The organism is Methylomonas sp. Kb3, from assembly GCF_002834115.1.
Taxonomy (GTDB): domain Bacteria; phylum Pseudomonadota; class Gammaproteobacteria; order Methylococcales; family Methylomonadaceae; genus Methylomonas; species Methylomonas defluvii.
In genome coordinates, this window is sequence record NZ_PIZT01000024.1 from 1 (window position 1) to 26176 (window position 26176).

Annotated in this window: 25 protein-coding genes and 1 pseudogene; 7 read left to right on the forward strand and 19 right to left on the reverse strand. The window is 54.7% G+C overall.

The window, feature by feature from the left end:
* The 5 genes and pseudogenes from CWO84_RS13560 to CWO84_RS13580 form a co-directional block, all read right to left on the reverse strand.
* A pseudogene (locus CWO84_RS13560) lies at positions 1 to 565 on the reverse strand (transketolase); the annotation flags it as partial.
* Positions 566 to 750: 185 nt separating this feature from the next.
* On the reverse strand, positions 751 to 1398 hold the full coding sequence (gene hxlA, locus CWO84_RS13565) for a 3-hexulose-6-phosphate synthase (protein ID WP_033159367.1): 648 nt from the start codon (positions 1396 to 1398) through the stop codon (positions 751 to 753).
* Positions 1399 to 1618: 220 nt separating this feature from the next.
* A complete protein-coding gene (locus CWO84_RS13570) occupies positions 1619 to 2200 on the reverse strand; it encodes a UbiX family flavin prenyltransferase (protein ID WP_101053228.1) in 582 nt (193 codons plus the stop codon).
* Between the two features lie 11 nt (positions 2201 to 2211).
* Complete coding sequence (gene pip, locus CWO84_RS13575) at positions 2212 to 3156, reverse strand: prolyl aminopeptidase (RefSeq protein ID WP_101053230.1); 945 nt, start codon at positions 3154 to 3156, stop codon at positions 2212 to 2214.
* Between the two features lie 68 nt (positions 3157 to 3224).
* Positions 3225 to 4142 (reverse strand): hypothetical protein, encoded by a 918-nt coding sequence (locus CWO84_RS13580; protein WP_101053232.1) that lies wholly within the window; start codon positions 4140 to 4142, stop codon positions 3225 to 3227.
* A 313-nt stretch (positions 4143 to 4455) separates the two neighbouring features.
* Here CWO84_RS13580 and CWO84_RS13585 point away from each other — a divergent pair, with 313 nt between their 5' ends.
* Together CWO84_RS13585 and CWO84_RS13590 are read left to right on the forward strand one after the other, a co-directional pair.
* A complete protein-coding gene (locus tag CWO84_RS13585) occupies positions 4456 to 5559 on the forward strand; it encodes an FAD-dependent oxidoreductase (protein ID WP_101053234.1) in 1104 nt (367 codons plus the stop codon).
* The gene (locus tag CWO84_RS13590) at positions 5556 to 6569 is read left to right on the forward strand and encodes a quinone-dependent dihydroorotate dehydrogenase (RefSeq protein WP_101053236.1); all 1014 of its coding nucleotides are present in this window, start codon (positions 5556 to 5558) and stop codon (positions 6567 to 6569) included. The genes CWO84_RS13585 and CWO84_RS13590 overlap by 4 nt, the downstream gene beginning before the upstream one ends.
* A gap of 50 nt (positions 6570 to 6619) precedes the next feature.
* Here the strand turns inward: CWO84_RS13590 and CWO84_RS13595 are convergent, their stop codons facing one another.
* The 7 genes from CWO84_RS13595 to CWO84_RS13625 form a co-directional block, all read right to left on the reverse strand.
* On the reverse strand, positions 6620 to 7381 hold the full coding sequence (locus tag CWO84_RS13595; protein WP_101053237.1) for an ABC transporter permease: 762 nt from the start codon (positions 7379 to 7381) through the stop codon (positions 6620 to 6622).
* Positions 7378 to 8322, reverse strand: a complete 945-nt coding sequence (locus tag CWO84_RS13600) for an ABC transporter ATP-binding protein (RefSeq protein ID WP_101053239.1) — start codon at positions 8320 to 8322, stop codon at positions 7378 to 7380. The genes CWO84_RS13595 and CWO84_RS13600 overlap by 4 nt, the downstream gene beginning before the upstream one ends.
* 86 nt (positions 8323 to 8408) lie before the next feature.
* Positions 8409 to 9887, reverse strand: a complete 1479-nt coding sequence (locus CWO84_RS13605) for a TolC family protein (protein WP_101053241.1) — start codon at positions 9885 to 9887, stop codon at positions 8409 to 8411.
* Between the two features lie 160 nt (positions 9888 to 10047).
* A complete protein-coding gene (locus CWO84_RS13610; protein WP_101053243.1) occupies positions 10048 to 13119 on the reverse strand; it encodes an efflux RND transporter permease subunit in 3072 nt (1023 codons plus the stop codon).
* On the reverse strand, positions 13116 to 14309 hold the full coding sequence (locus tag CWO84_RS13615; RefSeq protein WP_240618053.1) for an efflux RND transporter periplasmic adaptor subunit: 1194 nt from the start codon (positions 14307 to 14309) through the stop codon (positions 13116 to 13118). Before CWO84_RS13615 ends, CWO84_RS13610 begins: the two co-directional genes overlap by 4 nt.
* Positions 14310 to 14450: 141 nt before the next feature.
* The gene (locus tag CWO84_RS13620) at positions 14451 to 14909 is read right to left on the reverse strand and encodes a PaaI family thioesterase (RefSeq protein WP_101053245.1); all 459 of its coding nucleotides are present in this window, start codon (positions 14907 to 14909) and stop codon (positions 14451 to 14453) included.
* An 84-nt stretch (positions 14910 to 14993) separates the two neighbouring features.
* The gene (locus CWO84_RS13625) at positions 14994 to 15809 is read right to left on the reverse strand and encodes an oxidoreductase (RefSeq protein ID WP_101053247.1); all 816 of its coding nucleotides are present in this window, start codon (positions 15807 to 15809) and stop codon (positions 14994 to 14996) included.
* A 101-nt stretch (positions 15810 to 15910) separates the two neighbouring features.
* Between CWO84_RS13625 and CWO84_RS13630 the strand changes: the two genes are divergently transcribed.
* Both CWO84_RS13630 and CWO84_RS13635 read left to right on the forward strand, forming a co-directional pair.
* Positions 15911 to 16354 carry a helix-turn-helix domain-containing protein gene (locus CWO84_RS13630; RefSeq protein ID WP_101053249.1) on the forward strand — a complete coding sequence of 148 codons (444 nt, stop codon included), beginning with the start codon at positions 15911 to 15913 and terminating at the stop codon, positions 16352 to 16354.
* Positions 16355 to 16525: 171 nt separating this feature from the next.
* On the forward strand, positions 16526 to 17251 hold the full coding sequence (locus tag CWO84_RS13635; RefSeq protein ID WP_101053251.1) for a glutathione S-transferase family protein: 726 nt from the start codon (positions 16526 to 16528) through the stop codon (positions 17249 to 17251).
* Here CWO84_RS13635 and CWO84_RS13640 read toward each other — a convergent pair.
* A complete protein-coding gene (locus CWO84_RS13640) occupies positions 17212 to 18168 on the reverse strand; it encodes a LysR family transcriptional regulator (RefSeq protein ID WP_101053253.1) in 957 nt (318 codons plus the stop codon). The genes CWO84_RS13635 and CWO84_RS13640 overlap by 40 nt on opposite strands.
* Positions 18169 to 18469: 301 nt before the next feature.
* On the opposite strand from CWO84_RS13640, the gene CWO84_RS13645 reads away from it, so the two are divergent.
* Positions 18470 to 18949 (forward strand): tautomerase family protein, encoded by a 480-nt coding sequence (locus tag CWO84_RS13645; protein WP_033159382.1) that lies wholly within the window; start codon positions 18470 to 18472, stop codon positions 18947 to 18949.
* Positions 18950 to 19123: 174 nt separating this feature from the next.
* On the opposite strand, the gene pmbA is transcribed toward CWO84_RS13645, so the two are convergent.
* The 6 genes from pmbA to CWO84_RS13675 are packed head-to-tail and all read right to left on the reverse strand — an operon-like array spanning position 19124 to position 24965.
* Positions 19124 to 20455: a metalloprotease PmbA gene (gene pmbA, locus CWO84_RS13650; protein ID WP_033159383.1), complete on the reverse strand. Its 1332-nt coding sequence runs from the start codon at positions 20453 to 20455 to the stop codon at positions 19124 to 19126.
* A gap of 57 nt (positions 20456 to 20512) precedes the next feature.
* Positions 20513 to 21952, reverse strand: coding sequence for a metalloprotease TldD (tldD, locus tag CWO84_RS13655; protein ID WP_101053255.1), 1440 nt, complete (start codon positions 21950 to 21952; stop codon positions 20513 to 20515).
* Positions 21953 to 21995: 43 nt separating this feature from the next.
* Entirely contained in the window at positions 21996 to 22460 is a 465-nt protein-coding gene (locus CWO84_RS13660) for a hypothetical protein (protein WP_033159385.1), read from the reverse strand.
* A 2-nt stretch (positions 22461 to 22462) separates the two neighbouring features.
* Positions 22463 to 23329, reverse strand: coding sequence for a 23S rRNA (adenine(2030)-N(6))-methyltransferase RlmJ (locus CWO84_RS13665; RefSeq protein WP_033159386.1), 867 nt, complete (start codon positions 23327 to 23329; stop codon positions 22463 to 22465).
* A 41-nt stretch (positions 23330 to 23370) separates the two neighbouring features.
* The gene (locus tag CWO84_RS13670; RefSeq protein ID WP_033159387.1) at positions 23371 to 23721 is read right to left on the reverse strand and encodes a DMT family protein; all 351 of its coding nucleotides are present in this window, start codon (positions 23719 to 23721) and stop codon (positions 23371 to 23373) included.
* Positions 23718 to 24965 carry a multifunctional CCA addition/repair protein gene (locus CWO84_RS13675; protein ID WP_033159388.1) on the reverse strand — a complete coding sequence of 416 codons (1248 nt, stop codon included), beginning with the start codon at positions 24963 to 24965 and terminating at the stop codon, positions 23718 to 23720. Before CWO84_RS13675 ends, CWO84_RS13670 begins: the two co-directional genes overlap by 4 nt.
* Positions 24966 to 25058: 93 nt before the next feature.
* On the opposite strand from CWO84_RS13675, the gene CWO84_RS13680 reads away from it, so the two are divergent.
* Both CWO84_RS13680 and pqqA read left to right on the forward strand, forming a co-directional pair.
* On the forward strand, positions 25059 to 25847 hold the full coding sequence (locus CWO84_RS13680; protein ID WP_033159421.1) for a sulfite exporter TauE/SafE family protein: 789 nt from the start codon (positions 25059 to 25061) through the stop codon (positions 25845 to 25847).
* Positions 25848 to 26001: 154 nt separating this feature from the next.
* A complete protein-coding gene (gene pqqA, locus CWO84_RS13685) occupies positions 26002 to 26076 on the forward strand; it encodes a pyrroloquinoline quinone precursor peptide PqqA (RefSeq protein WP_054760176.1) in 75 nt (24 codons plus the stop codon).
* The last annotated feature ends 100 nt before the right edge of the window (positions 26077 to 26176 follow it).

Sequence of the window (26176 nt, forward strand, 5' to 3'; positions counted from 1 at the left end):
GGAACCAGCCGGCAACGTTGCCATGACCACGGACTTCGCCGTCGATGGAGATGTTGTTGTCGTCGTAGAAGGCGATCAGTTTACCCAGTTTCATGGAGCCGGCCAGGGAGCAGGCTTCGTGGGAGATACCTTCCATCAAGCAACCGTCACCCAGGAATACGTAGGTGTGGTGGTCGACGATGTCGTGACCGGGACGGTTGAATTGGCCGGCCAGGGTGCGTTCGGCCAAGGCGAAACCGACGGCATTGGTGATGCCTTGTCCCAAGGGCCCTGTGGTGGTTTCCACACCTTCGGTGTAACCGTATTCAGGATGACCCGGGGTTTGCGAGTGCAGTTGGCGGAACTGTTTCAGTTCTTCGATCGGCAGGTTGTAGCCAGCCAAGTGCAGCAAGGAATAAATCAGCATGGAGCCGTGACCGTTGGACAGGATGAAGCGGTCGCGGTTGGGCCATTTGGGGTTGCTGGGGTTGTGTTGCAGAAAATCATTCCACAATACTTCTGCGATGTCGGCCATCCCCATCGGGGCTCCGGGGTGACCGGAGTTGGCTTTCTGTACGGCGTCCATGCTAAGTGCGCGGATGGCGTTCGCTAAGTCTCGGCGCGANTAATTCTCCTTTGAATCTGGTAGTGCGAGCCGGCTCGTGATCGGCCGTGCCCGGTAAAAACTGGGGGTTATAACGAACGAAAGGACGAGTGGCGCTAACCACCCGTCCTTATATTTCCTAACAAATAGGAATTGACAAAGCTGGTTTATGCAGCAGCAGCGTCAACCAGTTCGCGGATTTCGCGAGCAGCTGTTGCTGGGCATGGTGCGCCATAGATAGCAGCACCAACCACGATGATGTTAGCGCCAGCTTCAACGACTTGTTGAACAGTCGCTTGTTTGATACCGCCAGCAACAGAAATACGTACGCCCAAGCCCAAACGAGCGATGTCGTTCAAGTCGCCAAATGGGGTTTGGCCTGCCGCTTGTGCATCCAAACCGGTGTGAATACCGACGATTTGCGCGCCCAATTTAACAGACTCTCTCGCGCACTCGGCTTTGTCAGCCACGTTGATCAAGTCGATTTGGGTTTCGGCAGCGTGTTTTTTTGCTGCTTTGATAACGCCAGCGATAGTAGCCAAACCGGATACGCCCAACACGGTGCAGATGTCTGCGCCTGCAGCGTAGAAAGCGCCTGCTTCGTATTCGCCGGCGTCCATGGTTTTCAGGTCAACCAACAACAATTTGTCTGGGTAACGTTGTCTCAGTTCTTTAACCAGGTTGATACCGTTGTATTTAATGCAAGGAGTGCCGATTTCAAAAATATCGACATAAGGCGCTACTTTATCAGCCAATTCGACAGTTTGGTTGAAATCCAGTGAATCCAACGCCATTTGAATTAATGGTCTTGCCATATTTATGTGCTCCGATTGTTATAGTTACAGTTATTGTTTTAAGACCCACCCCCCAACCAAACACCATTTTCAGGTCTTTAAGTCGAGAGCGCCGCAAGCCTTTGTCGATGGGCATTTTTCGCGAGTGCGGCAACTCTAAATCAGAATAAGGCACCCTGTCAATTGAAGACCGACTATTTACCCGGCAAAAACCCTGTATTTAGTCGAGACCGATAAAAACTTAACCGCCCAGACCCGTCCAAGGCTTGAATAGCCCTGTCGCGTCCACCCCAAACATATCCAGAATTCGCCCCACCCCCTCATCAACCATTGCCCGCACGGAATCGGTCTTGTTGTAAAAAGCCGGCATCGGCGGATAGATAACCCCGCCCATTTCCGTAACGCTGGCCATATTGCGGATATGCGCCAAATTTAACGGGGTCTCGCGGGGCACCAGCACCGTTTTGCGGCGCTCTTTCAACGCCACGTCCGCCGCTCTGGAAATCAAGTTATCGCCAAACCCATGCGCTACCGCCGCCAGCGTCTTCATCGAACACGGCGCAATCACCACGCCTTCGGTCTTGAAAGAGCCGCTGGCAATACAGGAAGCAATATCGTTTATGCCATGCGTAACATCCGCCAGTTCATACAAAGCAGCCCGATCCATATCTAGTTCGTATTTCAGGTTAACCAAACCGGCGGACGATACCACCAGATGCGTTTCCCATTCGTCTTGCTCTCGCAATATTTGCAGCATCCTGACGCCGTAAATAGCCCCGGTAGCACCGGTCATGCCGATGACCAGTCGTTTTTTATTGCTCATAATGCCCTTGTCTACGCTAAAAGCCTGGCCATTTCATCGGTCGCGGATACTAACGCATCGATCATTTCGTCGCCCCGCGCAATGTGGCCGGCATTAGGCAGCACTACGAAACGAGATTGCGGTAAGGCCTGACGCAGGCGCCAACCGGCTTCTATAGGACAGGTCAAATCGTTTCTGCCGTGAATGATGATAGTTGGTATCGACTGTAACGCCGCACAGTTTTCCAGGATTTGATTTTCGCGGATGAAATAATCATGGATGGCATAAGACAATTCCATTTTTACTTGCCGTAGCATTTGCTCGCTAACCGACTCCATACTTTCCAGATAGTCATTCCCCAGCGCCACTTGCCCGCTCCAGGCTTGCCATTGTTGAGCAGCACGTTTAGCCACATCCTGATCGGCACCAAAAATCGCCTCCACCAATCGCTCCAGGACATTGGCATCCGGCAAATTGGGCAAAGCATCCAGCAAGATCTGCCAGCGTTCGGGGTAGATTTTATTGACGCCGTTACCCAGAAACCACTCCATATCGGCCTGCCGCGCTAAAAACACGCCGCGCAAGATCATAGCCAACACCTTTGTCGGATGCTGCTGAGCATAAAGCAAAGCCAACGTACCACCCCAGGAACCGCCGAATAACAACCAACTATCAATCCGTAATTGCGTGCGGATACGCTCCATATCGGCCAGCAAATCCTGAGTGGTATTGCCTTGCAATTCACCAAACGGCTCGGATAATCCGCAGCCACGCTGATCCATCAGGATAATGTGGTAACGCTCGGGATCGAAAAAACGCCGATGATCCGGCTTGGTGCCGGAACACGGGCCGCCATGCAAAAAAATCGCCGGAATACCGGCCGGATTGCCGGATTGCTCGACATAGACGCGATGCTCGCTATCGGTTTCCAGAAAAAAGGCATGAAACGGCGAAATGTCCGGATAGAGGGTTTTCATTGATTTTCATCCATAAAAAAAGGGAAGGCTGTGACACCTTCCCTTTTGCGTGCTAACTAAGTGTCAACTTAGAATTTGAAACCCACGTAGCCGCCAGCATTGAAACCGTCGGTAGGTGTACCGTCCAGTTTGCTGGTTGAGTAGTGGTAACGCACGTCAGTACCCAATACGATGCCTCTGTAAAGATCGTATTCAGCACCAGCGCCGAAGTTCAAACCGGCATTCAACACAGAAACCGCGTTGGACGGAACGCCCAGAATGTTGATGTCAAGACCGACAGGGATAATCCATGGGCGCAATTTGCTGTCGTGCATGAATTTAATTTTTGGAGATGCATTGATTCTCAAGCGAGCGTCTGTTGCTCTTGGAGAAGCGCCATTAACCCTTACAGCACCAGTACCGCCTTCTGATACAGGAACCACAACAGTGCCATCAGTCAAAGTATTAGGTCCTGATCCGTACTGAGCATATTCAATACCCAACTCGATGGCGAAAGAAGTATCGTCCATCAAGCCGAACAAATCATTATTAACATTGAAATCAAACGCACCACCAAAGTAGTAGCCTTCGTTGTTTCTGTTGTTCGATAAAAAAGCACCATCTGTCAATACGTTGGTGTTACCTCTGGCATGATCCAGCGCTGACCAACCGCCACGAACCGCTACCAAGTTATCTTTGGCAGACGCTTGCGCAGGAGTTGACTTAACAGACGCCATCCATTGATCCAACTCTTGAACTTTTGCATTCGCAGCAGTGGAGCTGGCAGATGAAGATTTAACGCGGCTCAATTCAGCTTGCATGGCTTGCATTTGCTCGGCCATTTGTTGCATTTGCGCTTCCAGAGCTTCGGTTTTTCTGGCGGCCGCGTCAGCGACGCGCTCGGCACTGGAACCGGCAGCTTGGGCTTGTGGGGCAATGAATGCTCCAGCCATTGTTAAAGACGCTGCGGCAACACCCAGCGCTAATTTGCTTTTAGTAAAACTCATTGTTGTTCCCCCCAAGGGTAATTATTGTTAAGACTGAATAGCTTTAAAGCAACACAGGATTTCTTCACGTGGGCAATAATAGCAGCAAAACACTAGCCTTACAAGTTTTAAGTCTATTTTTTTTACTCAAAAAATTTGTTTTATATCAATAAGATACAAATACTTTGTAAACTATAATCCATATTTGTCAAAAATTAACAACAGCCATTTGCTTTTTCACACACCCATGGACAATCGGCAAACCCTATCAAAATAAGCCGCCTTCGTGTTACCTTAAAAAAGCCTTCTTACACCCGTTTTCCTCGGCATTTGCATGACCACACACCTGGATATTCTGATCATCGGCGGCGGTATCAGCGGCCTATTAGCCGCTCGCGAACTGCGCCTGGCTGGCCGCGACGTCACCATCCTCGACAAATCCAAACCGGGCCAGGAATCCTCATGGGCCGGCGGCGGCATTTTGCTGCCGATTTATCCCTGGCGCCAAGCCGCAGCGATCTCTGATTTGGCGGTCAACAGCTTAAAAAAATACCCGGCCTTAAGCCGGGAACTGCTCGCCGCGACCGGTATCGATCCTGAATGGTATGACTGCGGCATGCTGATCTGCAAAAACCCGGACTACGCACAAGCCATACAATGGTGTGAGCAGTACCACATCGACTACCAGCCGGCCGCAACGGCCTTGACCGAGCCGTTTACCAGCGATCTCGACCAACCGCTATGGCTGCCGGGAATTGCCCAAGCCCGCAATCCCAGATTATTAAAATCGCTCCACGCTTACTTAATACAATCCGGCGCGAAATTTCTGGATAGTACCGAAATTCGCAAGATCGGCATCGCCAACCACCGAGTTGAGCGCATTGACACCAACAACGGTACCTACACCGCTCAGCACCTAATCGTCAGCGCCGGCGCCTGGACCACCGATTTAATGCGGGATTTATTACCGGATTGGCCGGTAGACTTGCAAATCAAGCCGGTCAGAGGACAAATGCTGCTGTTCGATGCCACGCCAACTACCTTGCCTTATATGGTGCTGGATGGCGATCAATATTTGATCCCGCGCCGTGACGGCAAAATCCTGGCGGGCAGCACCGTGGAGCAAGCCGGCTTTCACAAGGTCACCACAGAAGACGCCAAGCAACAGCTTTACCAATTCGCCACCGAATTACTGCCGACCTTGAAAACCTATCCCGTTTGCCATCATTGGGCCGGCCTGCGCCCAGGCAGCCCGCAAGGCATACCTACGGTTGGACAACATCCCGAAATTGAGAATCTCAGCATCAATGCCGGCCATTTTAGAAACGGCTTGGTGATGGGACCGGCTTCCGCAAAGCTGTTGGCGGACCTGATTTTGCAGCGCCCCACCGAAATAGACCCGACCCCGTATTCGCTAACTCGAGCAACCGCGCCATGAACCTTTATCCTTTGCTACGCCCCTTACTGTTCTCCCTGGACCCGGAAACCGCGCATCATGTCACGCTGGATTTGTTAAAACTGGCCCAGCGCAGCGGCTTGTCGGTTTTGAGCAAACCCAAAGTCAGCGACAAGCCGGTCGAAGTGATGGGCTTGAATTTCAAAAACCCGCTTGGCTTGGCTGCCGGCCTGGATAAAAACGGCGATTACATTGATGCGTTGGCCGAGTTGGGTTTTGGCTTTATCGAAATCGGGACTGTTACGCCGCGCCCGCAACCCGGCAACCCCAAACCGCGCCTGTTCCGCCTGCCGGAACACCAGGCCATCATTAACCGCATGGGTTTTAACAACCTGGGTATCGATCATTTGCTGGAACAAGTCGGCACCTGCCGGTATCGCGGCATTTTGGGCATTAATATTGGCAAGAACGCCGATACGCCATTGGAAAACGCGACTGAAGATTATTTGATTGGCTTGCGCAAAAGCTACGCGGCGGCGAGCTATATCACGATCAACATTTCCTCGCCCAACACCAAGAATTTGCGCCAACTGCAGCAAGGGGACGAGATCAAGCAATTGCTCAGCGCTTTGAAGGAAGAACAACTGACGTTGCAAGCGGCACAGGGCAAGTACACGCCCATCGCGGTAAAAATCGCGCCGGATTTAACGGATGAAGAAATCCGCCACATCGCGGCATTGCTGGTGGAATTTGGTATGGACGGAGTGATTGCCACCCACACGACCATCGCCCGCGATAAAATCCAAGGGCATATCCACGCCAACGAAGCCGGCGGCTTGAGCGGCGCGCCGGTTAAAGACAGTTCGACTCGGGTGGTGAAAGCCTTGGCGACGGAATTGAACGGCAAACTACCGATTATCGCGGCCGGCGGCATTCTCAGCAGCGCGGACGCTCAGGAAAAACTCGCCGCGGGCGCCAGCCTGGTGCAAATTTATAGCGGCTTGATCTATAAAGGCCCGGCGTTGATTGAAGAGATATTGAGCGCTATCTGACAGCCAAAGGGTACGCGGTGCGTACCCTGCCAAGCTACGTTGCTTCCGACTTAATTTCTAATCTTGTACCCGGTCTTAAATACCCACCAGACAAAAATCAAACACACGGTCAGAAAACCAAAGGTCATGGCTATGCTCATGGCAACATCCACGTCGGCCATGCCGTAAAAGCTCCAGCGAAAGCAGCTGATCAAATACACCACCGGATTAAACAAGGTGACTTTCTGCCACAAGGGCGGCAGCATATTGATCGAATAGAACGCGCCGCCCAGGAAAGTTAGCGGAGTCACCACCAACATCGGCACCACCTGCAGCTTCTGAAAACTGTCGGCCCACAGGCCGATAATGAAGCCGAACAAGCTAAAGGTCACGGCCGTCAGCAGCAAAAAGCCGATCATCCACAGCGGATGGGCAATCTCGTAGGGCACAAATAGGCGGGCGGTTCCCAGAATTAGCAGACCCAACAGCACCGACTTGGTCGCCGCCGCGCCCACATAACCCAGCAGCACTTCGATCCAGGACACCGGCGCCGACAGCAGTTCGTAAATCGTGCCTGCCCACTTGGGCATGTAAATACCGAACGAAGCGTTGGAGATGCTTTCGTTGAGCAGATTCAGCATCACGAGGCCGGGGATGATGAAGGCCCCGTAGCTCACGCTGTCAATGTCGCCCATCCGCGAACCGATGGCTTTGCCAAAGACAATGAAGTACAGCGAGGTGGTCAGCACCGGCGCGGCGATGCTTTGCGCCAGCGTGCGAAAGGTGCGGGCCATTTCGAAGCGGTAAATGGCGCGAATGCCGTAGATGTTCATGATTGCGTCCCTTGGGATTGGTGAACCAGGCTGACGAAAATATCTTCCAGCGAGCTTTCGCTGGAGCTGAGGTCTTTGAAATCGATCCCGTGTTCGCTTAGCCGGCGCAGTAGTTCGGCAATGCCAGTCTCCTCTTCCTGGGTATCAAAGCTGTAGACCAGGCGTTCGCCGTCTTCTGTCAGCGTCAACGCCCAGGCGTCAAGCTCGGCCGGAATCTCGGACATGGGCTGACGCAAGGTCAGCGTCAGCTGCTTCTTGCCGAGCTTGCGCATCAGCACGGCTTTGTCTTCCACGATGATCAGTTCGCCTTTATTGATGACGCCGATGCGGTCCGCCATATCTTCGGCTTCTTCGATGTAATGCGTAGTCAGAATGATGGTGGTGCCGTTGGCGCGCAGCTCGCGCACCATCCGCCACATGTCGTGGCGCAACTCCACATCGACACCGGCGCTCGGCTCATCCAGAAACAATATTGTCGGCTCATGCGCCAGGGCTTTGGCGATCAGCACCCGGCGTTTCATACCACCGGAAAGCGACATGATTTTCGCGTCGCGCTTGTCCCATAACGATAAATCCCGCAGCACTTTTTCTACATAAACAGGATTGGGCGGCTTGCCGAATAATCCGCGACTGAAACTAACCGTGGCCCATACCGACTCGAAGGCGTCGGTATGCAATTCCTGCGGCACTAGGCCAATGGCGGCGCGCACGGCGCGGTAGTCTCGGACGGTGTCGTGGCCGTCGGCGATGATGGTGCCGGCACTGGCGTTGACGATGCCGCAAATGACGCCGATTAACGTGGTTTTGCCTGCGCCATTGGCACCGAGCAAAGCAAATATTTCACCGCGCCGGATGTCCAGGTTGATATTTTTCAATGCCTGAAAACCGCCGGCATAGGTCTTGTTGACCCCGCGTATGGAAATAATAGGGTCGTTATTCATGGACAATACGCGATTAAGGGTTGCCGATAAGATTTAGTCATGTGGTTTCCTGTGGGCAAAAATTGATATGACTTTCGTTGATGTTGCTATTGCTTGTCGCGGCTAGCGATCGATTCATTGTCGATCCCACTCACCAATGAATCAACTGTCCAGCCGCCGCCAAACGCCCGGTACAACGATACCATCGCCACGCCGACCGCCGTTTCGGCTTTGGCGCGTTCGTCGCTCACAGACAGTTTGCTGCGTTGGGCATCCAAAACGGCCAAATAATTCCCTGCGCCGCGACTATACAAGGTATCGACCAGCCGGTAGGCTTTTTCCGCAGAAGCTTCCGCTTCAGTCAATTTTCCCAAGCTATCGGTGGCGGAACGATGGGCGACGAAGGCGTTTTCGACGTCTTCCAAAGCCAGCAAAAAAGTCTTCTCGTAATTAGCCGCGACTTGCTCCAGCCGGGCATCGGCGGCGGTAATCTGGGCGCGGATGCGTCCGGCGTTGAATATGGGCGCCGAAAGCCCCGAGCCGAGCGCATAAACGCTATCGGCCAGACTCGGAAAACCGCCGACCGCAATCGCGCCTAGACCGCCACTCGCCGACAAAACGATCTTGGGATAAAGATCGGCCCGCGCCGAACCTAGGCTGGCCGCCGCCGCGCTGACTTCGGTTTGCGCCAAACGCAGATCCGGCCGTTGCGCGAGCAAATCGGCCGGCAGTAGCTTGGGCATGATCGGCGTTTGTTTCGGCAACGGGCCGACAGCGGCCAGCCGCGTTCCCAGGCTTTCCGGCGGCTCGCCCAGCAACACGCCCAAACGATGGATCAGGTTTTGCTCGGCGTTGACCAATGTCGGCAGAGTCGCTTCGGTACTCTGTAACAGCGTTTGCTGGCGGGCAAGGTCCGCCTCGTTAGCCAGTCCGGCTTTAACAAATACCTGTACCGTCCTCAACCGCTCGCGCTGCAAGGCGATATTGTTTTGCAGAATGCCGGTGCGTTGCTGCACGCCGCGCAGTTCCAGATAATTGGTCGCCACCTGGGCCAACAGGCCGACTTGCGCCGCATGCAAGCCTTCCTGGCTGCCTTCGGCTTGCGCGGCAGCGGCTTCCGCTTCCAAATGCCGGCCACCAAACACGTCGATTTCCCAACGCGCCGCCAGTCCGCCGCTGACGGCATCGGCGGTCGGCGTAATCAATTTGATGCCTTGCCCGTCCGGCACGCCGACGATGCGGTCGATGCGTTTTTCCCGGCCGCCGGACAGCGAGAAATCCAGACTGGGATACAGCGCCGCTTCGGCAACGGTGACCATGGCGTTGGCTTCGCGGACGCGAGCGGTGGCTATTTTCAGATCGTGGTTGGCGGCCAAAGCCTTGTCTATCAATTCGTCCAGCAAGGGATCTTTGAAACCTTGCCACCAAGTCTTTAGGTCCACCGTTTCGGCGGTTTGAGTATTGGGTGCGTGTTGCCAGGTTGCCGGGCTGTTGAGTGCTACTTGGTCGCCGACGCGGGTTGGTGTACAAGCGATTAGACCAACCAAGGATAGAATGGCTAGCGGTGTTAAATATCGGTTATTCATCGTAAAACTCCGTGGGCGCCGTAGGGTACGCAATGCGTACCCTACGGCTATTTTTTCTCCCCTCTTTGGAAAAGAGGGGCTGGAGGAGATTTTTCAAATAAATCCCCCTCGATCCCCCTTTGTCAAAGGGGGAAGTGTCGTTGATTCGATAGCGTTGCCATTAGCTGAGGGCTTTAACACCTCCGTCCTTGCGCTCTACCCTGAACCACGCCGCATACAGCGCCGGCAGGAAGAACACCGTCGACACAGTTGCCACCGTCAGCCCGCCCATGATGGCGATGGCCTGCGGGCCGAAGAAGTCGTTGCGCGACAATGGAATCATCGCCAGGATCGCCGCTGCCGCGGTCAGCATGATCGGCCGGAAACGCCGCACCGTCGATTCGACGATGGCCGACCAGGTGTCGAGCCCCGACTGTTCGTCCTGATCGATCTGATCCACTAAAATCACCGAGTTGCGCATGATCATGCCGGCCAGCGCCAGGATGCCGAGCAGCGCCATAAAGCCGAACGGTGCCCCGAACAGCAGTAAGGCGAAGGCGGCGCCGATCACGCCCAGCGGCGCGGTGCTGAACACCATGAAAGTCCTGGACAGGTTCTGCAACTGCATCATCAACAAGATCAGCGTGACGATCAGCACCAGCGGAATCCAGATCAGAATCGACTTCTGCGCGGTCCAGGCGTCTTCCTTGGTGCCGCCGGTCTCGATGAAATAACCGGCCGGCAGACTGTCTTGTATCGGTTTAAGTTTCGGGATGATTTGCGCCGACACGTCGGGAGCCAGCATGCCGTCGACCACGTCGGCGCGCACCGAAATGGTGGGGAAGCGGTTGCGCCGCCAGCGCACGCCGTCTTCGAACACGGTCTCGAATTTGACGAACTGCGACAGCGCTACCGACTTGCCATTAGCGGTGCGCACCGCGACGTCCGGCAATTCATCGGCAGCGGTGCGCAATTCGGGACTAGCCCGCCAGACGATGTCGATCAATTTATCCTGCTCGCGCAACTGCCCGACCGGGATGCCGGTGTAATGCGCCTGCAAGGCTTGCGACAGGCTAGCCGTCGACACGCCCAGGGCGCGGGCCTTGTCCTGATCCAACATCAGGCGGAACGACGGCATGCGGTCATGCCAGTCGTCGTTGACGTCCACGGTGCCGGGATGCTCGCGCACGACCTCGGCTACCTGGTCGGCAATGCCGCGCACGATGTTGGGGTTTTCGCCTAATACTCTGAACGCCACCGGATAATCCATCGGCGGACCGACATTCAGGCGCTTGACCCGGCCCCTGACATTCGGGAAATCCGTCTCCAAAATCCGCCGGACGCGCTGCATCACCCGCTCGCGGGCCTGGTTATCCTTGGTCATCACCACCAATTCGGCCAGATTGGTATTCGCCAATTGCTGCACGATCAGCAGGAAAAATCTCGGCGTGCCGCTGCCGATATAGCTGGCGACATGTACCACGTCTTCGTCCTTGGCTAACAGCGCTTCCATGCGTTTGGCGGCGGCTTCGGTTTGCTCGAAGGCGCTACCCTCCGGCAGCCACAGGTTGACAATGACTTCCGGGCGGTTGGAAAGCGGGAAGAACTGTTCGGGGACGTGAACCAAGGTCACGATACCGAGGCCGAACAACGCCAATGTGGCGATGATGACTTTGTTACGGTGCGCCACGCAGGCATCCACCCAACGCCGCAGCCGTTTGTAGAACGGCGTATCGAACAAATCGTGGATAGGACCATCGGCGGCGGTATGGACTTTGAGGATCAAAAATCCCAAATAAGGAGTGAACACCACCGCGCCTATCCACGACAGTAGCATAGCGATGCCCACCACCTGAAAAATCGACACAGTGTATTCGCCGGCTTGCGACTTGGCCAAACTCACCGGCAAGAAACCGGCGGCGGTGATCAAAGTCCCGGTCAACATCGGAAAAGCGGTGGCAGTGTACGCATAAGTCGCGGCACGAATCCGGTCCCAACCTTCCTCCAGCTTGCGGGCCATCATCTCGACGGCAATCATCGCATCGTCCACCAACAGGCCCAGCGCCAGAATCAAAGCACCCAAGGAAATCCGTTGCAAATCGATGCCGCAGAGCAACATCACCAGCAAGGTCGCGGCCAGCACCAGCGGCACGGTCAGGGCCACCACGGAACCGGTGCGCCAGCCCAGGCTCAAGAAGCTGACCACCAACACGGTGGCCAGAGCTTCGAAAAAAGTGCCGCCGAATTCAGACATTTGCGTTTTTACGACATGCCCTTGATTGGCGACCGGCTCCACATCCATACCCAACGGTAACTCGCTTGCCATACCGGCAAGCGTGTCATCCAAGGCGTGCTCCAGGTCGATCACATTGCCTTTCTTGTTCATCGTCACGCCGAGACCAAGAGCTGGCTTGCCGTTGAAACGCATCTTGAATTCGGCGGGATCAATATAGCCGCGCGTCACCTGGGCAAAATCCTTGACCTTGAAGGTGCGATTGGCGATGCGTACCGCCATATTGGCGACGCTGTCTTCCGAGTCGAACGAGCCGGTCAGGCGTATCGGCAGATTGCGTTGCGCGGAATATACCGTGCCGGCCGGGGCCATGCCGTTCTGTGCCTGCAAAGCCTGAGCAACCGCCGCCGTGTCCAAGCCCAGTTCGGCCAGCTTCTTGTCGGAAAACTCGACGAAAATCTTTTCGTCCTGCACGCCGATCAGATCGACTTTCTCGACATCCTTGACCCGCAACAGCTGTTGGCGAACCGAATCGGCCGCCAGTTTGAGGTCGGCATAATTAAAGCCGTCGCCAGAGAAGGCATAGAGCAGACTATAGGTATCGCCGAACTCGTCGTTGAAAAACGGCCCGATGCTGCCGGGCGGCAGCGTCATGCGGATGTCATCGACTTTTTTGCGCACTTGATACCAAAGCTCGGGAATCTCCTTGGGTGGCGTATCTTCGCGCGGGGTGACGAAAATCACCGATTCGCCGGGTTTGGAGTAACTGCGCAGATAATCCAGGTTAGGCAATTCCTGAATTTTCTTTTCCAACCTATCGGTCAACTGCTGCTCGACTTCCAAAGCGGTAGCGCCGGGATAGAGGGTCTTGACCACCATGATACGGAAGGTGAACGGCGGATCTTCCTGCTGGCCCAGCGTGTAATAAGCAAATATCCCACCAAGCATCACCAATACCAGCATGAAGCCGGTGAAGGAACGGTGGTTTAGCACCCATTCGCTGAGGTTGAATGCTTTCATAGCTGTTCCTTGGATAGAGGTTCCTGGCCACCGTGATTGTTAGGCAATCCCGGTTGTTCCGGCAAGCGGACAGCCTGGCCCTCGGCCAGGCGCTGCACGCCGGCGCTGACCAGCAATTGGCCGGGAGTTACTCCATCGACGGCAATGCGTTCGCCGGGCTGCGTCTCGCCCAACTTAACTGGCACGGCTTTGACGGTGGCGGCCTGCTCATCGATCAACCACACGGCGGGATGATCGGGTTGGTTTTGCGGGGTATAGACGGCGGACAGCGGGATGGCGATACCGGAAGCGGTGTTCGCCGTTATATGAACGGTCGCCGTCATGCCCAATTGCGCGGCGTCCAGACCTTCTAGCAAGCTGGCCTTGACGCGATAGGTGCGGCTGGCCGGATCGGCGGCCGAGGCGATCTCGCGGATTCTGGCCTTGAGCGGCCGATCATCGTCTAACCACAACGACACATTAACTTCTTGTTGGCGCTGGATTTCCGCCAGTCTATGCTCGGGCACGTCGAAATGGATTTCCTTTTCGTCGAGCTGGGCCAACGTCACCACTGCCTGACCCGCCGCCAACACTTGCCCGGCCTCGACAGCCAAGGCCGTGACCACGCCGTCGCGGTCGGCATGCAATTCGGTATAGCTCGGTTGGTTATGCGCCTCGGCCAATTGCGCTGCCAGCGCCGCCGTCCGCTCCCGCGCCGTGGTATAGGCGGTTTCGTGCCGTTCGAACTCCGGCGGGCTGATGACTTGCTGGGCCAGCAGTTCGCGGTATCTCACCAGATCGTCGCGTAGAAAAGCGCTGTCGGCCTGAGCGGCAACCAGCTGAGCCTTAATGGCCTGCACGGCGAGGCGGTAATCGTTGCCATCCAGTATCGCCAGCAGTTGGCCTTTGTGCACTGGGTCGCCGACGTCGACTTTGCGCTCCAGCAGTTTACCGCCCACCCGGAAGGATAAGGGCGTCTCGAATCTTGCCCTGACTTCCCCGGCAAAGCTTCTGGCGCCGGCGACGGCGTTTTGCTCGATGCGAAACACCTTCACCGGGCGGACAACCGATTGTGTGGGTTTGTCCTGGTCGCTGCAGCTGGCATTCATCATAAGCGGCAACAGCCCAGCCAGCAGCCAGCCTTTGTTGGTGAAGCGGAATTGCGGCCGGTCAGGGGCAATCGGTGTAAACGGCGTATTTGGTTTCGGCATGTGGCTGCCTCCTTCGGTAAAAGGTTGAGTGATATTCGAAATAATCATTCGCTGCTGTTATTGATCAGGATCTCGGCGGCCAACTTGGCATCGACGGCTGCAGGGGAATTACGCTGCAATGGTTCGGCAAAGCAATGGCCATCAATTAGCCTCTCGCCCGAAAATCAATAATGTCGATGACGCCGAGGCATAGAGCTGGTCTTCTGCATCAATCAGACGGGCTTCGGCAAAAGCGACTCGCTTACCTAACGACAAAACCCTGCCTTCCGCTCTTACCAAGCCCGTGTGCTTGGTCATGGCCTGATGATAGGCAATTTTCAATTCCAAGGTGGTATAGGCCTGCTTTCCGGTTAGTCTGGAATGAACGGCACAGCCGCAGGCGGAATCCAGCAAAGTGGCCGCATAGCCGCCGTGAACGGTGCCCAGGGGGTTATAAGCATGTTCGCCAGGCTTGCCGGCAAACACGGCTTTGCCTAGATCGACTTCCACCAGCTCGAAATCCAGCGACATCAACATTCCCGGCTTACGCTCGGAGGCCATCAGGGCGCGCAACTGGTTTAAGCCATTGAGCCCGGCGCCGGTTTCTGTCACAAGACTCATATCGCTACCGTTCCTTCTCGGACATGCTTACCCACTGTCATGGCATTCTTAGATGAATAGATCATGTGCTTATCTTCCAATCATTCAGACTATCGGCAGCTGGTTAAACTGGCGCAAGCTCTTGTCCACCAAGGCTTCCGGCATGAAACGGCGCAGAACGCGCACTTGGGTTGCCTGTTTTCCGGCGGTATAGCGCCTTTTGGGAGCCACGGCAGTCGCGGCTTTCAACACCGTGTCGGCGACCACCTGCGGAGCGTCGCCCGCATTCACGCCGTTGCGCATGACCACTTCCATACCGGCACGCACCGAGTCGTAGACGGCCAGCGGTTGATCGGGCTTGGTTAGACTGGCTTCGAACGCGGTGCGGGTATATCCCGGTTCAACCAGGACCACCCGGATGCCGAAGCTGCGCAGTTCGTGGTCCAGCGATTCGGAATAGCCTTCGACCGCATGCTTGGTCGCGGCATACAGCGCGTTGTAAGGCGCTGGGATAAAACCAAGGGCGGAGCTGATATTGACGATTCTGCCTTTACCTTGGCTGCGCATGGCCGGCAACACGGCATTGGTCACGCGAGTAATGCCAAAGACGTTGACGTCAAACAAAGCCTGGGCTTGCGCGGTGGACGATTCTTCCGCGCCTCCTAGCAAGCCGACGCCGGCATTGTTGACCAGCAGATCGATGCGTCCGGCCTGTTTCAAGACCTCGGCTACCGTGTCGTTTACCGAGGCTTCGTCGCTGACGTCGCAGCTCAGCATCGTGATGCCGTCGACGCTTGCCGCTGCCTTGCGGCTGGTGCCGAATACGCGGTAACCCGCGCGTTGCAGGGCCTTGGCCGTTACCAACCCAATGCCGGAGGATGCACCGGTGATCAAGGCTACGGCTTGGTCTTTATTATTCATATCAAGTCTCCCGTGAGGTGGATTGTCTATCGCTTAAGTGTTACTATCATTTTGAAATCAATGTTACTATCAATTTAATATTAAGTCACTACTAAAAACGTATGAACGATAAAAATATTTGTGCTGATCCTTGCCCTATCGCGCGCAGCCTGGCTTTTCTCGGCGACGCCTGGAGTCTATTGATTCTGCGGGACGCGCATTTTGGCCTGACGCGCTTCGACCAGTTTCGGAAAAGCCTGGGTATCGCGCCGACGATGTTGACCCGGCGCTTGGCGACGCTGACAGAGGAAGGTATCTTGGAAAAGCGGCTTTACTCGGAGCGTCCGCCGCGCGAGGAGTATGTGTTGACGGCCGCCGGCCGCGATTTTCTGCCGGTGTTGATCATGATAGGTGCATGGGGTAGCCAACACCGTAGTGGCGGCAAACTGGTGTATATCGAGGACGCCGAAACCGGGCAGGCAATTAAACCGGTGGCCATCGACGAGGTGACGGGTGCAAAGATCGGTTCACGGCCGATTCGCTTTGTGTTGCCGGATGGTGGCTAATCTTTGGCCCATTTCTGCGTATAGACCAACCGCATGTCAAGAGCCGGATTCAGCCAAACACTGCATGGTACTATTCGATCACGACACCGTTTGTTTTATAGAGGATGCAATGACCAGCTATTTCTACGGAGCCTGTCGCCAGTGTTTACAGAGACATAAACAAAGTTCCGCATGATTACGTTGTATCAATTTCCCAGAGCCTGGAACATCCCCAATCCAGGCCAGTTTTGCGTAAAGCTGGAAACTTATCTGCGCATGGCCGGCATCGAGTATCGGATCGCTGAAACCCTGCCGCTTTATGCCCCATTGGGCAAACTACCTTTTATAGAAGACAACGGCCAAAAGCTTGCCGATAGCCGGATGATTATTCGCTATCTGCAACAGCATTACGGCGATAGCCTGGATGGGCATCTGTCGGCCGAGCAAAATGCGCAAGCTCTGGCCTGGCAACGCTTATTGGAAGAACATTTGTATTGGGTGTGCATGTATAGCCGCTGGCAATACGGAGCGGAGAATTGGCAGATCAATAAGCAGGCGATCTTTCAAGGTTTGTCCCAACCCATGATGGACATAGTTGCCGCAATCTATAAGCGGCGGATTCGGGGACAACTACGCGGCCATGGCATTGGCCGACTAGCCGCTGCCGACATTTTCGAATTAGGTCGGCGCGATGTGGCGGCTCTTGCCGCCGCGCTTCACGGCAAGGCGTTTTTGTTGGGAGACCGGCCCAGCAGCGTCGATGCTTCGACCTTCGGCTTATTGATCAATCTATTGGCCTGCCCGGTCAGTTCGCCCGTCAAGGATTACGCCTTAACGCAATCCGCTTTAGTCGATTATTGTCGGCGCATTCAAGACCGCTATTTTCCCGAACTGGGTGAACCGAAGTTTGGGGAATGATGGTCCAGCATGGCGCAAGCGGCGCGAATTTCATCCCTTAGCCAGCGGTTGGCAAGGTCCTGGTCTTGCAGCGGATGCCAGACCAGGACCGTATCGTAATGCGGTAAATCCAGCGGCAAGGGCACCCATTGCAATGGCAAGTTCCGGACGAATTGCTCGGCCGTTCGTTTGGGAAAAGCCATGACCATGTCCGTTTGTGCCACGATCAACGATGCGGACAGAAAATGCGACACGGTCAGCGCCACTCGCCGCTCGCGGCCGTGTTCCGCCAACCAGGCGTCCACTTGGCCCATGCCGGCCCCGGTTCTGGATAGCAGAATATGCGGCAAGTCGATATAGTCTTCCAGCGTCAATACCGTATTCACGCGCGGGTGACCGATGCGGGCCACGCAGACCATGAAATCGTCGAACAGGCGTTCGCAATGTAGATGCTTGGGTGGATTCAACATCACCTCAAAACCCAGTATCAGGTCTATCTCGCTTTGCTCCAAGGCATTAATAGGAAAGCGGCTGCTGGTACGTTTGAAATGAATATCCACGCCGGGCGCCTGGCGGGCGATGCGCGGCGCCAGTATCGGCAAGAGCAAGGCTTCCACGTAATCCGTTGCCGCAATGGTAAAAGCGCGCCGGCAGGTGGCGGGATCGAACGGCGCCGGCGCGCGAATCAAGCTTTCCACCTCTTTAAGTACCGCTGTTACGGGAGCCACCAGGGACAGGGCGCGTTGCGTCGGAGTCATACCCTCCGGGGTTTTCACCAGCAAGGGGTCTTCCAATTGTTGCCGCAAGCGTTGCAGCACGTGGCTCATTGCCGATTGGCTAATGAACATTTTTTCCGCGGCCCTCGACACGTTGCGTTCCTTCATCAGCAGATCGAAGGCGATCAATAGATTCAAATCAAACGTTCTTAAGTCGGCCATGGCTGGGTTTCCGGAATGTAAACGCAGGCTATGTTACCGAAAATGCCTGGGGCGTTTGGCATCAATTATTTTCATAGGCGCATGAATACAAAGCATTTTACCGTTTGCCTCCTCAGGCATAGATTTACCGCCGACGCAGCCGCCGGCGCTTAGATCCCCCCAAGGAATTTGCAAGTCAACGCGGTGGCGTCGCCTCACTCTCAATCGTGCATCAAGCCTCAGTTTTTGGCGGGATGCTGATTAAGAACAACAAGGCGGTCAGTGGATCACCAAAACTTACTCAATTATCAGGAGAATCATCATGCCTTTGTGGAAAGTCTACCATCCCAGCGGAGCCTTCAGCGCAGAAGACAAACAGGAACTGGCTGAACAAATCACCAGCGTCTATGCGGCGGTGCCAATCCCAAGATTTTACGCCGTCGTTATTTTCGAAGAAGTGGTTAAAGGCAATTGTTTTGTCGGTGGCGTGCGGAATGACAAGTTTATTCGCTTTAAGGTTGACCAAATCGCCCGGACATTGCCGGGGCCAATCATACGAGAATGGTGGATGCGAACGCTTGACGACGTGATTGCGCCTTTTGTCAAAGAGCGTGGTTTCGATTGGGAGATTTCAATTGACGAAACTCCGTTCGATCTTTGGTCGCTGCAGGGCGAATTGCCGCCGCCTTTCGAGTCGATAGCGGAAAAACGCTGGGTCGAGGAAAACAAGGCTAGCCCTTACACATACCCAGAAAAACTCCCCGCAGGCCACTTTTTACTGACCCCTGGCGTAACGGGTTGATTGACTATTAACCCGGCCCTAATTATCACGGGTATTCCGTTCGGGCTGAGCGGAAGCCCTGGCTGGATTGCCTCTCGACAGTGCAAACAGGATTTAAGGGCCGGGTTAATAATGCCGAAGTCGTCTGAGACGCTTAGACTTATATAGCGGCTGAACAGACAACCCACCGGGCATTTACTCGCCCGCAATCGCCATCTGTTCCAGCAAAATCGAGCCCACCCGGATATTGCCGCGCAAATCCACATCGTTGCCGATGGCGACGATGTTGCGCAGCATGGACTTTAAATTTCCGGCAATCGTGATTTCCTGTACCGGGTATTGAATAACGCCGTTTTCCACCCAAAACCCCGAGGCGCCGCGCGAATAGTCGCCGGTCACCCGGTTCACGCCCTGCCCCATCAATTCGGTGACCAGCAAACCGGTATCCAGCAATTTCAGCATGCCGGCAAAATCGTTGCTGCCGGGTTCGACGGTCAAGTTGTGCACGCCGCCGGCATTGCCGGTGGTTTGCATGCCCAACTTGCGGGCCGAGTAGGTGCTGAGCACGTACGATCTTAAAATACCGTCGCTGACAATATCCCTGGCCTTAGTCGCGACACCTTCCGAGTCGTAACTGGCGCTGCCCAGCGCGCCGCGCAGGAAGGGTTGCTCATGAATGCGCACGAAATCCGGCAAAATTTGCGTATCCAGCGTATCCAGCAAAAACGAAGATTTCCGATATAAACTGCCGCCGCTGATCGCACCGATCAACGCCCCGATCAAACCGGACGCCATTTCCGATGCAAACAATACCGGACACTGCCTCGTACTCAGACTACGGGCGTTCAAGCGAGCTATGGTGCGTTGCGCGGTTTTTTCGCCGACTTGTCTAGCCGATTCCAGAGCTGCCGCATCACGCGCCACGCTGTACCAATAATCGCGCTGCATCGCGTCGCCGCTGCCGGCCAGCACCGAGCAACTTAGAGAATGCCGGCTGGATTGGTAACCTTGCAAAAAGCCCAGCGAATTACCGAATACCCGCGTGCCTTGATGCGTATTCACCGACGCGCCTTCGGAATTGCTAATCGCTTTATCGTAGCCGCGGGCGATGTTTTCGCATTCGATGGCGATATTGATGGCTTGCTCGGCGTTAATATCCCAGGGGTGGTTCAGCTCCAGATCCGGAAACTCGGTTGCCAATAACTCGGCATCCGGCAAGCCGGAATAGGCATCGTCGCTGGCGTAACGGGCGATACTACAGGCTGCCTTGACGGTTTCTTTTAGCGAATCACTGGAAATATCGTTGGTACTGGCCGAACCCTTTTTCTGGCCGAAATAAACGGTAACCCCGATGCCTTGATCGCAGTGATACTCGACGGTTTCCACTTCCCCTAGCCGCGCCGACACCGACAGCCCGTTGTCTACGCTGAACGCCGCTTCGGCGCCACTGGCGCCTTGTTGTTTGGCTTCGTCCAATAACTGTTGAACGACATTTTTTAAGCGATTAATTTCTTCCTGATTTTGCACGGTAAGTCTCTTAGAATTCGATTGCAGGTGTGGGCCGAGGCCGAGCGGCCCGAGGCATTAAACGCTGGTGCCGCCGACGGTTAGACCATCGATTTTCAAGGTGGGCTGACCGACGCCGACCGGTACGCTTTGCCCATCCTTGCCGCAAGTGCCTACGCCGCTATCCAGGGCCATGTCGTTGCCGACCATGGATACTTTGGTCAACACATCCGGACCATTACCAATTAGCGTGGCGCCTTTCACGGGGCGGGTAATTTTGCCGTCTTCGATCAAGTAGGCTTCGCTGGTGGAAAACACGAATTTGCCGGAGGTAATATCCACCTGCCCGCCGCCAAAGTTACGGGCGTACAAGCCTTTCTTAACGGAACGGATAATTTCTTCCGGATCGCTCTGCCCCGGCAGCATGTAGGTATTGGTCATGCGCGGCATCGGCAAGTGCGCATACGATTCCCGGCGGCCGTTGCCGGTGGGTTTTACGCCCATCAAGCGCGCATTGAGTTTGTCTTGCATATAGCCCTTTAAAATGCCTTTTTCGATGAGTACGGTATTTTCGGTGGGCGTGCCTTCGTCGTCGATATTCAAGGAGCCGCGCCGCCCAACCAGTGTACCGTCGTCGACCACGGTGCATAAATCCGACGCCACCCGTTCGCCGACTCGGCCGCTAAATGCTGAAGTACCTTTGCGGTTGAAGTCGCCTTCCAAACCGTGGCCGATGGCCTCGTGCAACAAAATCCCCGGCCAGCCCGGCCCCAACACCACGGTCATATTGCCGGCCGGTGCTTCCTGGGCCTGCAAATTAACCTGGGCCAAACGCACCGCTTCGCGGCCGTATTCGAAAGCCCGGTCATTTTCCAGAAAAAAGCTGTAATCGCTGCGCCCGCCGCCGCCCATGCTGCCCTGCTCGCGGCGACCGTTTTCGACCATAATCACCGTCACGTTCATCCGCACCAAGGGCCGCACATCGGCCGCCAACGAGCCATCCTGATTGGCAATCAGCACGCTGTCATAAGCGGCAATCAAACTGACCATCACCTCTTCGATGCGGCTGTCCAGTTTACGGGTTTCGCTATCGACACGTTTTAGTAAGTCGATTTTTGCCTGATCGTCCAGAGACTTTAACGGATTAACCGGTTGGTATAACTGCGGCCAACTCTTGGCGACTTCGATCTGGCGCCGCGCCTGCTGACCGTGTCTGACAATGGCTTTGACGTTATTGGCGGCCTCCAGCAGAATCGGCAATTCGATGCGGTCGCTGTAAGCAAAGCCGGTCTTATCGCCGCTCACCACGCGCACTCCGGCGCCGTGTTCTATGGAATGACTACCTTCCTTGATAATGCCGCCCTCCATGGACCAGGACTCGAAATGACTGGACTGAAAATAAATATCGGCCGCGTCGACCGGCGCACTGAGCAGCGCCGCCATCACTCGGTCTACGTCCTGGGTTTGCAGGCCGTTGCCGGCCAGAATGGATTGGGTAACTTGTTCTAGTAATGGCATAAGAAAATTAAAAATAAAACGGTTTCGTCAACGGTGCACGCCATCACATCACGAAAAATGACGCGATATAAGCAACAGCCACGGCAGTAAAAGCGATAGTCACCTTGTCCCTTATCGTCAGCGACAGCCAATACAACTCTAATTCGGTCTTCCGCCGTACCCAGGTATTCAAAAGCATTTGCTTAAAAGAGGCCCAAAGCCGGGGAACTAATTTCGAGAGTCGATAAAAACCGAACCACGCAATGGTGACCAAAATATAAAACGTTACCACCTGGCTACCGTGGCGGTCGGACTCGAATAGATACTCGATGATTTCACCAACATCCAAAACGTGGAATACCAATTCGACGGCTTCTTCAATACCTAATTCGACATACTCGAAGGCCACATGAAATCCTTCGAACACCAGATGCATCAATTCACCCAGCAGCTCCAACGTCACATCGTACATGACGATAGCAAGTACCACAAAACCGACGATGATCAAGTCGAGATTCTTTCTAATCATGGCTAATTCCTTACCGCGCTCGCCACTGTCGCTTCGGGCACCTGCCACTCTACCCGCCAATGCCCCCGGCCATCCGCCAACGCTTGATTCAAGCAAGGCAACAAGGCTTCGGCTTGACTATCCAGTTGCCACGGCGGATTGATGAATAACATGCCGGAACCGGTCATGCCGCGCCCCGGCCCGTCATCGGCTATACAATGCTCGATGCGCAGTTGGCGAGGAATACCGCTTTGCTCTAGTTGCCGCATGAAGTTTTCAGTGGCCGCGCGGTCGATGACCGGATACCACAGCGCATAAACACCGGTAGCGAAGTGTTTATATGCGGTCGCCAGCGCGGCAACGATTTTTTTGTATTCGTCGCGCATTTCGTAACTGGGATCGATCAGAATCAAGCCGCGCTTTTGGATGGGTGGTAATTTTTTGCTCAAGGTTTGCAAGCCGTCTTCCTTGGAGACGCTGACCTGCTTGTCGCCGGCGAACAATTGTTGAAGGGCTTCGACATCGCTGCTATGCAATTCGGACAATACCAAGCGGTCTTGTTGCCTGACCAAACGCTTGACCAATTGCGGTGAGCCGGGGTAACGCACCAGTTGCCGTCCGGTGTTTTCCGCACGTACCGCGGATAGATAATCTTTTAATTCCGGCGGCGTGTCCTGGCTGTCCCAAAGTTTGGCGATGCCTTGCTGGTATTCGCCGGTTTTTTGGGCAAACTCGGATTTAAAAGAATATTTACCGGCTCCGGCGTGGGTATCGATGTAAACAAACGGTTTGTCTTTCTGTTTCAAAGCGTTGATCGCCAGCGTCAGCAGACTGTGCTTTAAAACATCGGCAAAATTGCCGGCGTGGAAGCCGTGGCGGTAACTAAGCATGCTGTTCACCCATTATTATTGTTATTCCATTCCGTTCAATTTCAGCTTAATTTGGCTCTGAACATAAAAAACACCGCACCCAGCAAACATAGCCCGGCCCAGAGATAATCCAGTTTCAACGGTTCTTTCATGTAATACACCGAGAACGGTACAAAGACGCTCAGCGCTATCACTTCCTGCATAATTTTCAGTTGGGCAACACTGCACTGGGTGTAACCAATGCGATTGGCGGGCACTTGTAACAGATATTCGAATAGGGCGATGCCCCAACTGACGAATGCGGCCAGCAACCACGGTTTGTTATTCAATTCCTTTAGATGTGCGTACCAGGCAAAGGTCATAAAGACGTTGCTGCAAATCAATAAGCCGGCGGAGACCAGGATGGCATTCATGCTGATTCGATTGTTAGTTGCTGATAGCGTTGTTTGTAATCGTTGATGGCCTGAGTCCGCAATTTGCGGATGGCGAGTCCAATCTGTTCGCCTTGCAAGCCTTTCAGCAAAGCCGCCGAGGTATCGACAGCCGTGGCCGCCAGTGCCGCCGAGCGAATGTAGTCGGCTTGCGGGTAGGGCCGGTCTTCGAATCCGGTCCGGCCGCGCGCGTCGGCTTCGCACGCCTGGAGAAATTCAGCCAAATGGCTATCGGGCTTGAATGCGCCCAGGGTTTGCAACATATCGGTCAAGGTATCCGCCCGCAATTCCAAAGCCCGGTGGCAATGGGTGTGGTATTGCATGACCTGCGCACACAGCGATTTAAAATGATTCGGCACCCGCAATCTTTGGCACAGTTTGGCAAGCACCGGCAAACCTTTTTGCTCATGCCCATGATGGCTGGGCCAATGCTGGCTGGGGGTCAAGGCCTTACCTAGATCATGTAACAAGGCCGCCAGGCGTACCTCTGGCTTTTCGGAAAGCCGCGCCGCCTGCTCCAGCACCATCAAGGCATGCACGCCGGTATCGATTTCCGGATGATATTTCTCCGGTTGCGGTACGCCGAATAAAGCGTCGAGCTCGGGAAAAACCACTCGCAAAGCGCCACAGTCTTTCAATACCTGGAAAAACGCCGCCGGCGTTCGCTCCAATAAGGCTTTGTGCAATTCGGCCCACACCCGCTCGGCAACCAGAAAATCCGCTTCGCCGGCCACTACCATCTTGCGCATCAATTCCAGCGTTTCCTCGGCGACAATAAAGCCCAAATGGGCATAACGGGCAGCGAAACGGGCCACACGCAAGATCCGCACCGGGTCTTCACTAAAAGCGGGTGACACATGGCGCAAGATGCGGTTTTCCAAATCGCGCCGTCCATGAAACGGATCAATCAATTCGCCGTCATCCGTCATTGCCATTGCATTGACGGTTAAATCCCGTCGCAATAAATCCTCTTCCAGCGTCACATCCGGTGACGCATGCACCGCAAATCCCTTGTAACCCGGAGCCGTTTTACGCTCGGTACGCGCCAAGGCATATTCTTCGTGATCGATAGGATGCAAAAATACCGGAAAGTCTTTGCCCACCGGCCGAAAACCGGCGGCCAGCATACTGTCCGCAGTCTCACCTACCACCAGCCAGTCACGCTCCTTAACCGGAAAATCCAGCAAACGGTCGCGAACTGCGCCGCCGACCAGATACGTTTTCATGCCTTAGCCACTCGCCTACTTAATGGATCAAAAGACACAGTATAAATGAGTCGCTATCATAGTGCTTTGCTTATTCCCCAGCCATTAATCATCATGACGGAAATTTTTTTAGCCGGCCTTTTACTGGGCATTCTAGCCGGCGTCGCCGCCGGTTTGTTCGGTATAGGCGGCGGCGCATTGATTGTGCCGGTGCTGGTGTGGGCGTTCCAAGCTCAGCGCTTTGATCCCGAGCAAATCATGCTGATCGCCGTGGCCACATCTTTAGCAACCGCAATATTTACTTCGCTGGCCTCTGTGCGTACTCACCACAAACTTGGGAACATCGACTGGCATCGGGCAAAACATTTAGCCCCGAGCATGCTGCTGGGCGCCGTTGGCGGTGCCGTATTGGCCGAATATATCAGCGCCGACTCACTCCGTTGGTTTTTTGTTGCGTATCTAATATATACCAGCGTACAAATGGCTATACCCAAGCCCAACAAAGCGTCATCACACCCAGCCAAATTCTCCCTGGATTACCCGATGGGTCTGTTGATCGGCGTACTATCAGCCATTTTAGGCATCGGCGGCGGCACCATGACCGTACCTTATCTGGCGAGCAACGGCCTGCCGATGAAAAACGCGGTCGCCACCTCCAGCACCTGCGCAATCCCTATTGCCCTGGCGGCTGCGACCAGTTACGCGGTATTGGGTTGGCAAGATAGTCATTTACCTGTTGGCAGTTTCGGCTATCTGTACCTGCCCGCCTTCGCCGGCATAGTCTTAACCAGCATATTTACCGCACCGTTAGGCGCCAAATTGGCGCACAGTTTGCCGGCGCAAAAATTGAAGCGTTACTTTGCGATTGTGCTGTTGGCACTTGCGCTGAAAATGGCCTGGTAAGGCCGGGAACTTAAGCGCAGAGACATCGCTCCAAGTGCTGTTAGTTCCGGTTTGATTGCTCTGTTGCGCAAAGAAAAACTTCATCGTATACTTCGGCGCAGCTTTCTCGATCAAGCTATCGCACACAACAACAAAACCTCTGGAGGGTATATAAATGAAATGGGAAACACCAGCTTACAATGACATGCGTTTCGGTTTTGAAGTTACCATGTACATCTACAACCGTTAATCCTTAGGGATGACGATAAAAAAGGGGCATTTTCCTGCCCCTTTTTTTTGCCTGGCGTTTTTTAATCCCGTATCATGCGGCGCTCATTCATCATTCCCCT